General features: G+C 73.6%; 9 protein-coding genes. 2 read left to right on the top strand and 7 right to left on the bottom strand.

The features are described 5' to 3' along the window. Positions 1 to 54: 54 nt before the first annotated feature. The 6 genes from sucD to D6270_RS21200 form a co-directional block, all read right to left on the bottom strand. Positions 55 to 939 (bottom strand): succinate--CoA ligase subunit alpha, encoded by an 885-nt coding sequence (gene sucD, locus D6270_RS21230; protein ID WP_093690497.1) that lies wholly within the window; start codon positions 937 to 939, stop codon positions 55 to 57. A 19-nt stretch (positions 940 to 958) separates the two neighbouring features. Further along, positions 959 to 2,140, bottom strand: a complete 1,182-nt coding sequence (gene sucC / locus D6270_RS21225) for an ADP-forming succinate--CoA ligase subunit beta (protein WP_109164030.1) — start codon at positions 2,138 to 2,140, stop codon at positions 959 to 961. Between the two features lie 261 nt (positions 2,141 to 2,401). Continuing rightward, positions 2,402 to 3,685: a VWA domain-containing protein gene (locus D6270_RS21220; RefSeq protein ID WP_109164031.1), complete on the bottom strand. Its 1,284-nt coding sequence runs from the start codon at positions 3,683 to 3,685 to the stop codon at positions 2,402 to 2,404. Further along, positions 3,682 to 6,348, bottom strand: coding sequence for a DUF5682 family protein (locus D6270_RS21215; protein ID WP_225976918.1), 2,667 nt, complete (start codon positions 6,346 to 6,348; stop codon positions 3,682 to 3,684). The genes D6270_RS21220 and D6270_RS21215 overlap by 4 nt, the downstream gene beginning before the upstream one ends. Next, positions 6,345 to 7,469, bottom strand: coding sequence for an ATP-binding protein (locus D6270_RS21205; RefSeq protein ID WP_109164032.1), 1,125 nt, complete (start codon positions 7,467 to 7,469; stop codon positions 6,345 to 6,347). Before D6270_RS21205 ends, D6270_RS21215 begins: the two co-directional genes overlap by 4 nt. 134 nt (positions 7,470 to 7,603) lie before the next feature. Next, positions 7,604 to 8,059 (bottom strand): MmpS family transport accessory protein, encoded by a 456-nt coding sequence (locus D6270_RS21200; RefSeq protein ID WP_109164033.1) that lies wholly within the window; start codon positions 8,057 to 8,059, stop codon positions 7,604 to 7,606. Positions 8,060 to 8,213: 154 nt separating this feature from the next. On the opposite strand from D6270_RS21200, the gene D6270_RS21195 reads away from it, so the two are divergent. Together D6270_RS21195 and D6270_RS21190 are read left to right on the top strand one after the other, a co-directional pair. After that, positions 8,214 to 9,695 carry an SWIM zinc finger family protein gene (locus D6270_RS21195; protein WP_109164034.1) on the top strand — a complete coding sequence of 494 codons (1,482 nt, stop codon included), beginning with the start codon at positions 8,214 to 8,216 and terminating at the stop codon, positions 9,693 to 9,695. A 142-nt stretch (positions 9,696 to 9,837) separates the two neighbouring features. Further along, positions 9,838 to 11,514: a DUF5691 domain-containing protein gene (locus tag D6270_RS21190; protein WP_109164035.1), complete on the top strand. Its 1,677-nt coding sequence runs from the start codon at positions 9,838 to 9,840 to the stop codon at positions 11,512 to 11,514. Between the two features lie 181 nt (positions 11,515 to 11,695). Here the strand turns inward: D6270_RS21190 and D6270_RS21185 are convergent, their stop codons facing one another. Continuing rightward, entirely contained in the window at positions 11,696 to 12,109 is a 414-nt protein-coding gene (locus tag D6270_RS21185; RefSeq protein WP_109164036.1) for a coenzyme B12-dependent isobutyryl CoA mutase small subunit, read from the bottom strand. Positions 12,110 to 12,357 lie beyond the last annotated feature (248 nt).

Below are 12,357 nucleotides of genomic sequence, written 5' to 3'. Positions count from 1 at the left end.
CCCCTTGCTCAGGGGTGCGGGCCCGCGCCGTTCAAGCGTGCTCGGCTGCCCGGATCAGGCGCCGAGGATCTCGCGCGCCAGCTTGGCGGTCTCGGTCGGCGTCTTGCCGACCTTCACGCCGGCGGCCTCGAGGGCCTCCTTCTTCGCCTGGGCGGTGCCGGAGGAGCCGGAGACGATGGCGCCCGCGTGGCCCATGGTCTTGCCCTCGGGGGCGGTGAAGCCCGCGACGTAGCCGACGACCGGCTTCGTGACGTTCTTCGCGATGAAGTCGGCGGCACGCTCCTCGGCGTCGCCACCGATCTCGCCGATCATCACGATGAGGTCGGTCTCGGGGTCGGCCTCGAACGCCGCGAGAGCGTCGATGTGCGTCGTACCGATGATCGGGTCGCCACCGATACCGACGGCGGAGGAGAAGCCGATGTCACGGAGCTCGTACATCATCTGGTAGGTCAGCGTGCCGGACTTGGACACGAGACCGATGCGGCCGGGCTTGGTGATGTCGCCCGGGATGATGCCGGCGTTGGACTGGCCGGGGGTGATGAGACCCGGGCAGTTCGGACCGATGATCCGGGTCTTGTTGCCCTTCTCGTTCGCGTACGCCCAGAAGGCGGCGGAGTCGTGAACGGCGATGCCCTCGGTGATGACGACCGCGAGCGGGATCTCGGCGTCGATCGCCTCGACGACGGCGGCCTTGGAGAAGGCCGGGGGCACGAAGAGGACGGAGACGTTGGCGCCCGTCTTCTCCATCGCCTCGGCGACGGAGCCGAAGACCGGGACCTCGGTGCCGTCGAAGTCGACGGAGGTGCCGGCCTTGCGCGGGTTCACGCCGCCGACGATGTTGGTGCCGTCGGCCAGCATGAGCTTGGTGTGCTTCATGCCCGTGGCGCCGGTCATCCCCTGGACGATGACCTTGCTGTCCTTGGTGAGGAAGATAGCCATGGTGTGGAGTCCCTCGTCCTTACTTCGCAGCCGCGGCGAGCTCGGCGGCCTTGTCGGCCGCGCCGTCCATGGTGTCCACACGCTGCACGAGCGGGTGGTTGGCGTCGGAGAGGATCTTGCGACCCAGCTCCGCGTTGTTGCCGTCGAGACGCACGACCAGCGGCTTCTCGACCTTCTCGCCCTTGGACTCCAGGAGCGCGAGCGCCTGCACGATGCCGTTGGCGACCTCGTCGCAGGCGGTGATGCCACCGAAGACGTTGACGAAGACGGACTTGACGTCCGGGTCGCCGAGGATGATCTCCAGGCCGTTGGCCATGACCTCGGCCGAGGCGCCGCCACCGATGTCGAGGAAGTTGGCGGGCTTCACGTCGCCGTGCTGCTCACCGGCGTACGCGACGACGTCCAGGGTCGACATGACCAGACCGGCACCGTTACCGATGATGCCGACCTCGCCGTCCAGCTTGACGTAGTTGAGGTTCTTGGCCTTGGCGGCAGCCTCGAGCGGGTTGGCTGCGTCCTTGTCCTCCAGAGCCTCGTGGCCCGGCTGGCGGAAGTCGGCGTTCTCGTCGAGCGAGACCTTGCCGTCCAGCGCCAGGATGCGGCCGTCCTTGGTCTTGACCAGCGGGTTCACCTCGACGAGGAGCGCGTCCTCGGCGACGAAGGTGTCCCACAGCGTCACCAGGACCTCGGCGACCTTCTCGGCCACCTCGGCCGGGAACTTCGCCTGGGCCACGATCTCGCGGGCCTTGACGATGTCCACGCCGGAGTTGGAGTCGACCGGGACCTTCGCGAGGGCCTCGGGGGTCTTCTCCGCGACCTCCTCGATGTCCATGCCGCCCTGCACCGAGGCCATGGCCAGGAAGGTGCGGTTGGTGCGGTCCAGGAGGTACGAGACGTAGTACTCCGCCTCGATCTCCGGCGACAGCTCGGCGATCATCACCTTGTGGACCGTGTGGCCCTTGATGTCCATGCCGAGGATGTCGGTCGCCCGGGCGACCGCCTCGTCGGCGTCGGCGGCCAGCTTGACGCCGCCGGCCTTGCCGCGGCCGCCGACCTTCACCTGCGCCTTGACGACAGACTTGCCGCCCAGCTTCTCGGTCGCCTCGCGGGCTGCCTCAGGCGTGTCGATGACTTCACCGGCCAGCACCGGTACACCGTGCTTGGCGAAGAGGTCCCTCGCCTGGTACTCGAACAGGTCCACGCGCGTCCGTCCCTTTTCAGTGGTATCGCGGTTCGTTCTTCTGCGTGGGCAGTGCCGCGAAGGGCAACGTGACTGCTCTGTCACCAGGAAGGCGCACACGGTGTCCGAGTACGCGGCATGTCCATCCGGCAGGTTATCCCCGCACTCCGTGTGACCCTAAATCGCAGATCACAACTGAGCGGTGATAACGGTCACAGAGGGTGCTGGAGGGGCGCGTCCCTGGCCGTGTCCGATCGTGTCCGAGGCTGGATCGTCAGGTGGCTACGACCCGGTCTCCTTGTCCGGTATGGGCAGGGGCCGCTTCTCGATCGCGGCGGCCATGATGTCCGGGAAGAGGTCCGGCGTACAGGCGAACGCGGGGGCGCCCAGCGCGCCGAGTGCTGCCGCGTGCTCGTGGTCGTAGGCGGGGGCGCCCTCGTCGGAGAGGGCGAGCAGGGTCACGAACTGCACGCCGGACGCCTTCATCGCCGCGACCCGCTTGAGCATCTCGTCCCGGATGCCGCCCTCGTAGAGATCGCTGATGAGGACGACGACGGTGTCGGCGGGGCGGGTGATCTTCGACTGGCAGTAGGCGAGCGCCCGGTTGATGTCGGTGCCGCCGCCGAGCTGGGTGCCGAAGAGGACGTCGACCGGGTCGTCCAGCTGGTCGGTGAGGTCGACGACCGCCGTGTCGAAGACGACGAGGCGGGTGGCGAGGGTGCGCATGGAGGCGAGCACGGCGCCGAAGACCGAGGCGTAGACGACGGAGGCGGCCATCGACCCGGACTGGTCGATGCAGAGGATGACGTCCTTCTTCACCGACTGCGAGGCGCGGCCGTAGCCGATGAGGCGCTCCGGGACGACCGTACCCGTGTCAGGGGCGCCGTCCGCGCCCGGGACGGTCAGGTAGTTCTTCAGGTTGGCCCGGATCGTGCGGTCCCAGTCGATGTCCCGGTGGCGCGGGCGGCTGATCCGCGCGGAGCGGTCCAGGGCGCCGGTGAGGGTGGCCCGGGTGCGGCTCTCCAGCCGCTTCTCCAGGTCGTCGACGACCTTGCGGACGACGGCGCGGGCGGTCTCCTTGGTCGTCTCGGGCATGGCCTTGTTGAGGGAGAGCAGGGTGCCGACGAGGTGGACGTCCGCCTCGACGGCCTCCAGCATCTCCGGCTCCAGCAGCAGCGCGGAGAGGCCGAGCCGGTCGATCGCGTCGCGCTGCATGACCTGGACGACGGAGCTGGGGAAGTACGTCCGGATGTCGCCGAGCCAGCGGGCGACGGAGGGGGCCGAGGCGCCGAGCCCGGCCGAACGCCCGCCGCTCCGGCCGCCGGGCTTCTTGCCGCCGCCCCCTCCGTAGAGCGCGTCGAGTGCGCCGTCCATCGCGGCGTCCTGCCCGGTCAGGGTGCAGCCGGTGCTCTCCGCGCTGTCCGCGCCGAGCACCATGCGCCATCGCCGCATCCGCTCGCTGTCGGCGGGGCGTGCCGAGGGCTGTGCCGTCGCTGTCTCCGTCTCCACCGTCTCCCCCGTTCGGTCGTGGTCCTGTATGGCGTGCCGGGTGGCGTGTGCGGTCATGCGGTGGCCTCCGCGGGCTCGGGCGCCGGGGCGAGGAGCAGGCGCAGCACCTGCTCCACCGCGTCGGCCCGCTCCGTGTCGAGGCCGGGTCCGAAGCCCGGGTAGGCGTGGTCCGTGGCGTCGCCCCCGGAGTGCTCGGGGACGGGGCCGCGCCGGACGAGCTCGCCGAGGGTGCGGCGTACGCCCGGTTCGTAGGCGGAGAACGTACGGCGCAGGAGCGGCAGCACGTCGGTGAACGTGTCGGCGGGCACGCCGGTGAGCCAGGCGTCGACCAGGGAGAGCAGCCGCTCGTCGTGGACCAGCAGCATGCCGCCGCCGGACGCCCCGCCGACGAACCCCTCGATCCAGGCCGCCGCGTCGGTGGGCGGGGTGCCGGGCGAGAGGGCCAGGCCCATCAGGCGGGCCGCCTCGTCCTCGGTCAGCCGCCCCTCGTCGAGGAGGAGCCGGGTGGCGCGGCCCCGGATCACCCCGGCGACCGTGTCACGGCCGGCCAGCTTGCGCAGGACGGTGCCCCAGCGGTCCCGGAGCCCTTCGGCTGGCGCGGCACCGGCGACGAGCAGCCCGATCGCGCTGTGCACCCCGTCGACCTGGCGGCGCAGCGCCTCGGCCCCGTCCGTGTCGAGGCCGGTGCAGGCCGGGGGCAGGCCGACGCAGATCCGCTCGGCCAGGCCTGCGGCGACCTCGGCGAGCGCGGCCGTGTCCGTGGAACGCACGTCCCCGTAGCGCAGGGAGCGGGCGAGGGCGGGGAGGGCGTCGGCGAGGTGGCCGACGTCCGCGTCGAGTGCGGCGCGGTCGGCGAGGGCCTTCATGACGACGGGCAGGGCGTCGGGCAGCCCGGCCAGGAGGCAGTGCTCGGCGAGTGCGGTGACCTCGGAGAGCGCGGTCGCGGCGAGGGCCTGGGACTCGGCCTTCGCCGTGGCGGCGGTCGCGACCGTGGTCCCCCACACCCCGGCCTCGGCGACCCGGACGTGCAGCTCCGGCTCCCAGCGCAGCCGCCAGCTCTCCCGGAAGGTGCCGGTGCTGCCCCGGCCCACGGCCGGCTCACCCCAGCCGATGGAGAGGAGGCGCAGCCGGTGCAGGAGCCGGCTCCTGGCCGCGTCGGTCTCCTTGCGCAGGTCGAGATCCAGCTCCCGCTCCAGGGCCTCCGGCTTGAGCCTCAGGGTGCGCTGGCTGCGGGTCAGATCGCGCTGGAGCGGGACGGCGGGGGCGCTGTCGGGCACCTCGCCGAGGGTCTCGCCGACGACGAGGCGGTCCTGGACGAGTGCGAGGGGCACGTCGGAGCCCTCGCACATCACGGCCCGTACCGCGTCGGTGGTCTCGCTCAGCCCGGCCAGCGGGCGGCCCCGCATCGCCGCGAGCGCCTCGGCGAGCCGGACGGCCTCGATGACATGGGCGGTGGAGACGAACCGGTCCTCCTCGCGGAGCAGTCCGGCGACCTTCGTCATCCAGCGTTCGATCGGCCGGTCTGCGGCGCCGAAGAGGTGCCCGTACCAGCCGGGTGAGTCGATCCCGGCGCCGTAACCGCTGTGCCGGGCGAGCCTGCGGTGGGTCCACGGCACCCAGGTCATCTCGGCCTTGGCCTTCGGGAGCCCCTTGAGGAGGGCGCGGTCGGCGGCGAGGGTGGTGCGGGCGGCGAGCGCCGGGACGTGCCAGGCGCCGCAGACGACGGCGACGGTGTCCCCGAACTCCTTGCGTGCCGTGCGCAGTTGGATCCGCATGTACGCCTCGCGCACGGCGTCCCGGGGATGCCCGCCGTCCCCGTACGCCTCGCGCAGGGCCGTCATGGCCTCGGCGAGCGCGGTGAACGGGGTGAGCGCGTCGGCGGTGGCGTCGGCGGCCGGTGAGCGGTGTTCGACCACGTCCTCCCACCAGCGCTCGGGGTCGTCGTATCCGGCGGTCTCGGCGAGCACCCGGATCGGGTCGACGAGGGGGGTGACGGCGACCTCCCCGTCGGAAGCCTCAGGGGTCCGGTCAGCCTCAGGGATGCGGGCAGCCTCAGGGGTCTCCGGGGCGGGTGCGGTCTCCTCGCCGGGCCGTTGGTCGCCGCGGGGCTCCTTCAGGGCGAGGGAGTGGGTGGCGGGGAGGTCGATGAAGCGGACCGGGACGTCGTGGGCGAGGGCCCAGCGGATCGCCACCCACTCCGGCGAGAACTCGGCCAGCGGCCAGAAGGCGGCCCGCCCCGGGTCGTCCACGGCATGGGCCAGCAGGGCGACGGGCGGCCGCATCTGCGGGTCGGCGGCGAGCGGCAGCAGCGCGTCGCCCTCGGGCGGCCCCTCGATGAGAACGGCGGCGGGGCGAGCGGCTTCGAGCGCGGCCCGGACCGCACGTGCGGAGCCGGGACCGTGATGCCGCACACCGAGCAGCAACGGCCCGGAGGCGAACGCGGCGGCCACGGGGGCGGCGTCGGCCGGGGCGGCGGTGACCGGCTCGGAGGCGGCGTCGGTGACCGGCTCGGAGGCGGCGCTGACCTGCCCGGAGGCGGCGGGTTCGGAGGCAGCCGGGTCAGAGGCGCTCGGGCCGGAGGAGGACGGGTCGTCGGCGGGTCCGGAGGCGGCGCTGTCCGGCCCGGAGGCGGCAGGCCCGAAGGCAGCGGGTCCGGAGGCGGCAGGTCCGGAGGCGGCGGGTCCGGAGGCGGCGGGTCCCGTAGTGGTCTGGTCGCTCATACGGAGACCTCGCGGCAGGCGCGGTAGAAGTCCTTCCAGCCGTCCCGCTCGCGCACCACGGTCTCCAGGTACTCCTGCCAGACCACGCGGTCCGCGGCCGGGTCCCGGACGACCGCGCCGAGGATGCCCGCGGCGACATCGCCCGGGCGCAGGATGCCGTCGCCGAAGTGGGCGGCGAGGGCGAGTCCGTTGGTGACGACGGAGATCGCCTCGGCCGTGGAGAGCGTGCCCGAGGGCGACTTGAGCTTGGTGCGCCCGTCGGTGGTGACGCCGTCGCGCAGCTCGCGGAAGACCGTCACCACACGCCGGATCTCGGAGAGCCCCTCCGGCGCGGCAGGCAGGTCCAGCGAGCGTCCGATCTGGTCGACGCGCCGGGAGACGATGTCGACCTCGGCGTCGGGCGTCGCGGGCAGTGGCAGGACGACGGTGTTGAACCGGCGGCGCAGCGCGCTGGAGAGCTCGTTGACGCCCCGGTCGCGGTCGTTGGCCGTGGCGATCACGTTGAAGCCGCGGACGGCCTGGACCTCCTGCCCCAGCTCGGGGATGGGGAGGGTCTTCTCGGACAGGATCGTGATGAGCGAGTCCTGCACATCGGCGGGGATGCGGGTCAGCTCCTCGACCCGGGCGGTCATGCCCTCCGACATGGCCCGCATGAGCGGGCTGGGCACCAGCGCGTCGCGGCTGGGGCCGTGGGCCAGCAGCTGGGCGTAGTTCCACCCGTAGCGGACGGCTTCCTCCGGGGTGCCGGCGGTGCCCTGCACGAGGAGGGTGGAGTCACCGCTGACGGCGGCGGCGAGGTGTTCGGAGACCCACGTCTTGGCGGTGCCGGGGACGCCGAGCAGGAGCAGCGCGCGGTCGGTGGCCAGGGTGGTCACGGCCACTTCGATCAGCCGGCGCGGGCCCACGTACTTCGGTGTGATCACCGTTCCGTCATGCAGTGTCCCGCCCTGGAGATAGGTGGCGACGGCCCAGGGCGAGAGGCGCCAGCGGGCGGGCCTGGGGCGGTCGTCTGCGGCGGCGAGCGCCTTCAGCTCGTCGGCGAACGCGTCCTCGGCGTGCGGGCGCAGCGCCTGGGCGCCGGACGCCTGGCCGACTGCGGTGGTGGTTTCGGGCACGGTCATGGATCCCCCTCCAGATCGTCGACTGATCGGTCGACCTGATGTGGTTCCCACCGTGCACCATGCCACTGACAATCGGCCCCGAGCTGGGCTTTCAGGGGTCCTGACCTGTGGTCAGGACCCCTGCGCGGCCTGGGTCAGCCCACGATCGGCGAGACGGCGACGCAGCCGCCCGCCGTGAGCATGCCCTCGCCCTCGGCCTCCTTGATGACCTTGCCCTGGTACGTGATGGTGCAGGTGACGTCGGCGCCGTCGGCCTCGACCGCCATCGGCATCACGGCGGGCGGCATGATGCCGCGCAGCGTCACGGTCTTCTTCCACGGCAGGGCGGGCGAGGTGACGGTCTCCAGCTTCGGGTCCATCGCGTCGCCGCCCCCGCCGTGGAACGCGATCTCGTCGACGCTCGTGCCGGTCACCTCGTAGGTGACGTCGTACGTCTCGTCCACGGCCTTGTCGACCGCCTTGGCGGCCGCCTCGTCCACCGACTCGGCCGAACAGGCCCCGAGGCCGAACACGAGGCCGGTGACCGCGAGGGCGCACGCGGCCGTGCGAAGGCGGCCGCCGGTGCCGGTCGTGCGGGTGGTGCGCTTCATCTGGGATCCCCCCTGGATCGGTCCGCGGCCCGGATCCGTTCCGGGCGCGGAGACCGCAGGAAAACACAAAGGGAAGGTAAAGTCACATCAGTCGCCGAGCAGCGAACGCGCAGGTCGGAGCGGACTGTCAGTGGTGGCCCCTACCGTCGTTCCCATGCTGCTATCTCACGGGGGAGAACCCTTGCCCGCCACGGAATCGGTGGCGCGCTGGACGGTGGAGCAGGTGCTGTCCCTGGCTCCTGACGACGCATCACGCAAGGCGGGGAACAAGCTGGCCGCGGCCGGGCACTGGTCGGGGACCGGCTTCGACGGATCGGGGGCGGTGTGGGGGCTGTGCAAGGGAAGCGGCAGCAAGCCGTATCAGACGGTGGTCGACACCACGGGCCCGGCGTACAAGTGCAGTTGCCCGAGCCGTAAGTTCCCCTGCAAGCACGCGCTGGGGCTGCTGCTGCTCCGGGCCTCCGGCGACGGCGCGGTCCACCAGGGGGAGCCGGCCGACTGGGCCGAGCAGTGGCTCACGGCCCGCCGGGGACGGGCGGAGGCCAAGCAGTCCAAGCAGGAGGCCGCCGCGAGCGGGGAGGCTGCGGACCCTGCCGACGGTGCGGCCGCCAGGAAGCGGGCGGAGCGCCGGGCCGAGCGGGTCACCTCGGGGGCGCTGGAGCTGGAGCAGCGCCTCACCGACCTGCTGCGGGGCGGTCTCGCCACGGCCGACCGCGCGGGCTACACCCTGTGGGAGGAGACCGCAGCCCGCATGGTCGACGCACAGGCGCCCGGACTGGCGGGCCGGGTGCGGGAGTTGGGGGCCATACCGGGCTCCGGGCCCGGCTGGCCGGTGCGGCTGCTGGAGGAATGCGGCCTGCTCCATCTGCTGGACACGGCCTGGCTGGGCCGGGAGCGGCTGCCGGAGCCGCTGGCCTCGACGGTGCGTACGCGGGTGGGGCTGCCCCTGTCCGCCGAGGGCCCGCCGGTCCGCGACCGGTGGCTCGTCCTCGCGCAGTACGACATGGCGGACGGCCGGCTCACCTCCCGGCGGATCTGGCTGTACGGGAGGGAGTCGGGCCGCACGGCCCTGCTGCTCTCCTTCGGTGCGGCGGGCCGCGCCCCGGAGCCGGCGCTGCCGGTGGGCGTCACGATCGACGCCGAGCTCACGCCGTATCCGGGCGGCGGCCTCCGGGCCGATCTGGGCCGCCGGTTCACCATGCCCGCCGCGTCCGTGAGGCCCGATGCGCCTGGTGCACCCGATGCCCCCGCCCCGGTGCCGGGCACACCGCCGCCGGGAGGCTCCACGGCGGCCGCCCTGGCCGCCTACGGGGAGGCGCTGCGGGGCGATCCCTGGCTGGACGCCTGGCCGGTCACCGTGCGGGACGTCATACCCGTGCCGTCCGATGGCGGCTGGCAACTGGCCGACGCGAAGGGCGAGTCCGCGCTGCCCCTCTCCTCGGCGGCACTGTCCCGCCCGGGCCTGTGGAAGCTCGTCGCCCTGTCCGGCGGCGGCCCGGTCACGGTCTTCGGCGAGGTGGGCCATCGCGGCTTCGACCCGTTCGCGGCGTGGGGCGTGGGGGCGGGGTGCGGGGGCCGGTCCGGGGCCGCTTCAGCGCCCGGGGACGCGGCGGACGGGATCGTACGGCTCATCTGATCGGGACGGGCGATCTCGGGCGGGCACCTCATGGGCCACCGCCCAGCCCCACCGACCGCCCCCTGTCCTGCTCCCGCCCTCCGTCCCACCACAGGCTGCCGAACCCGCCACGACCGCCCTGAACTTCACCGAAGGGGACCTGATGCCTCGCACCACCACCGATCCGAGCGGGCCCACGTCCGCCACCACTGCCGCCACCGGCCCGACCACCACCGCAGCCCACGCCCTCGCGTCCCTCCCCTGGGAGGAGCTGGTCACCTCGGCGCTGCTCGGTACCGACCGCCGTCCGCCCGTGGTGCCCGGGGGCCCGGTGCCCGCCGACGGTCCGGCCGCGCTGCTGGGCGCCGCCGCCCTGCACACCGTGCGGCGGCGGGCCGGGCTGCTGCCCGCCGTGGCGGGGGCCAGGCCCGTGCCCGCGCCGCGCGACCCGCGCCCGCACCTCCCCGAGGGGGCCCGGCACCGGCTCACGCAGCTGCTCGCCGACCGGGCCGCGCCGACCGCCTCCGGGCGGCGCGGCGCGACGCCCGACCTGACCGAGCTGATCCCCCAGTGGCTGGCCACCGCCAACCGGCGGGGGTTCCGGCCCCCGGCCGACCTGGTGCCGCCGCTGCTGGACGCGGCGCGGGCCCGCACCGACCTGCGCCCGCAGGCGCTCGCCTTCGCCGGACCGCTCGGACTGTGGCTGGCCGCGCTGAACCCGGAGTGGAAGTTCGCGCTGCGCGGGTCCGCGGGCGGCTCGCTCGCACCCGACACCGGCGATCCGGAGGCGGTGCGCCGACTGTGGGAGGAGGGGCTGTTCGCGGAGCGGGTCGCGCTCCTCGACGCCGTGCGGGCGCAGGATCCCGCCGCCGCGCTCGCCCTGCTCACCACGGCCTGGTCCACCGAGCGGGCCGAGGACCGGCTGATGTTCCTGGACTCCCTGCGGGCCGGGCTCGGCCCCGGGGACGAGGAGTTCCTGGAGCAGGCGCTCGCCGACCGCAGCCGCAACGTGCGCGCCACGGCGGCCGAGCTGCTCTCCGCCCTGCCCACTTCGGCTCTGGCCGGGCGGATGGCGGCCCGGGCGACGTCCTGCGTCAACCCCGACCGTACGGGGGCGGGTGCGTCCATCGCCGTGGAGGCGCCGCACGAGTGCGACGCCGGGATGCAGCGCGACGGGGTGGCGCCCGTTCCGCCGACAGGCCGGGGCGAGCGGTCCTGGTGGCTCGGGCAGCTGGTGGAGGCCACCCCGCTCGGGGTCTGGCACGAGCGGTTCGGCGGACGCCCGGCGGCGGAGATCGTGGCGCTGCCGGTCGCCGACGACTGGGCGGGCGAGCTGCACGCCGCCTGGTGCCGGGCCGCGGTGCGCCAGCGGAACCCGAGGTGGGCGCGGGCCCTGCTCGGCGTGGCCTCGGCGCCCCCGGCCGGCTCCCCCGGGCCCGCGTCGATCGCCGAGCGGTCCAAGCTCCTGGCGGTGCTGTCCGAGGCCGAACGCGCCGACTGGGTCGCCGCGTTCATAGCCGCGCACGGGCTGTCCGAGGCGTTCCAGCTGCTCGGCGTCTGCACGGTGCCGTGGACGGGCCCGCTGGGGCGCGCCGTGGTCGACGCCCTCGACATCGCCCGGGACGGCGGGAGTTACCCGTGGAGCTTCAGCGGGGTGATGGGTCTGGCCGAGCGCTGCCTGGACCCGGCCGAGGCCGACCGGCTGGAGGTCCTCACCGCCACCCCGGACGAGCAGGAGGGGGCCTCGCCGGGGGCGGGGGGCTACTGGGCGGAGGCGTTCCAGCGCCTGGTCTCCACACTGCGCCTGCGTGCCGCGATGGAGGCGGAGCTGACGATCTGACCCCCGCTTCCGCTGGCCTACGCATGCGCGGCCCGGCCCACCCCCGACGCCGCCACGCGCGGCCCGACCGGGCAGCGGCGACGTACGCGGCCCACCCCGGCCACGTAAGCGCGCCCGCATCGGCCCCGGCCGCCGCGCACATGTGCCCGCCCGGGTCACCCACGCACGCGCGGCCCGCGCGTCAGGTCTGTGCGGGCTGGCGGACGTTCGCGTTCACCCAGGTGACGATCTCGGTCGTCGTCGCGCCCGGGGTGAAGAGCTCCGCCACGCCCAGCTGCTTCAGCGGGGCGATGTCGTCCTCCGGGATGATCCCGCCGCCGAACACCTTGATGTCCTCCGCCTCCCGCTCCCTCAGCAGCTCGATCACCTTCGCGAACAGGGTGTTGTGCGCCCCGGAGAGGATCGAGAGGCCGATGGCGTCGGCGTCCTCCTGGATCGCCGTGTCGACGATCTGCTCGGGTGTCTGGTGGAGCCCCGTATAGATGACTTCCATACCGGCGTCCCGCAGCGCCCGCGCGATCACCTTGGCCCCGCGGTCATGGCCGTCGAGTCCCGGCTTGGCCACCACCACACGGATCGGACCGGTCACACCCATCACTGCCTCCACATGGTCTCCCGCGCCTGAAGGGCCGGGGATGTGAACGAACGTTATCCACAGCATCCCGCAAGCCGCCGTTTCGCGGCAGGCGGGGAGGGGGAAATCACACGTGGGACATGTTCGCCAGGCGTCGCCCCCCCGTGGAACGCGGCAATCCGGCCGCGCGGGACCGACGCAGGGAGGGCCGTTACGAGGTCGCCGTACCACCGCGCCGCCAGCCGCACGGCACGGTGGTACGGCCTCAT

Origin of the sequence: Streptomyces griseus subsp. griseus (assembly GCF_003610995.1) — a bacterium.
Classification (GTDB): Bacteria; Actinomycetota; Actinomycetes; order Streptomycetales; family Streptomycetaceae; genus Streptomyces.
Note: the sequence above shows the minus strand (reverse complement) of the source record. Positions and strands in the feature narration are given on the sequence as shown.

Coding starts and splice junctions, on each gene's coding strand:
- sucD (WP_093690497.1), bottom strand. CDS start 939: ATGGCTATCTTCCTCACCAAGGACAGCAAGGTCATCGTCCAGGGGATG.
- D6270_RS21220 (WP_109164031.1), bottom strand. CDS start 3,685: ATGACCGCACACGCCACCCGGCACGCCATACAGGACCACGACCGAACG.
- D6270_RS21215 (WP_225976918.1), bottom strand. CDS start 6,348: ATGAGCGACCAGACCACTACGGGACCCGCCGCCTCCGGACCCGCCGCC.
- D6270_RS21205 (WP_109164032.1), bottom strand. CDS start 7,469: ATGACCGTGCCCGAAACCACCACCGCAGTCGGCCAGGCGTCCGGCGCC.
- D6270_RS21200 (WP_109164033.1), bottom strand. CDS start 8,059: ATGAAGCGCACCACCCGCACGACCGGCACCGGCGGCCGCCTTCGCACG.
- D6270_RS21195 (WP_109164034.1), top strand. CDS start 8,214: ATGCTGCTATCTCACGGGGGAGAACCCTTGCCCGCCACGGAATCGGTG.
- D6270_RS21190 (WP_109164035.1), top strand. CDS start 9,838: ATGCCTCGCACCACCACCGATCCGAGCGGGCCCACGTCCGCCACCACT.
- D6270_RS21185 (WP_109164036.1), bottom strand. CDS start 12,109: ATGGGTGTGACCGGTCCGATCCGTGTGGTGGTGGCCAAGCCGGGACTC.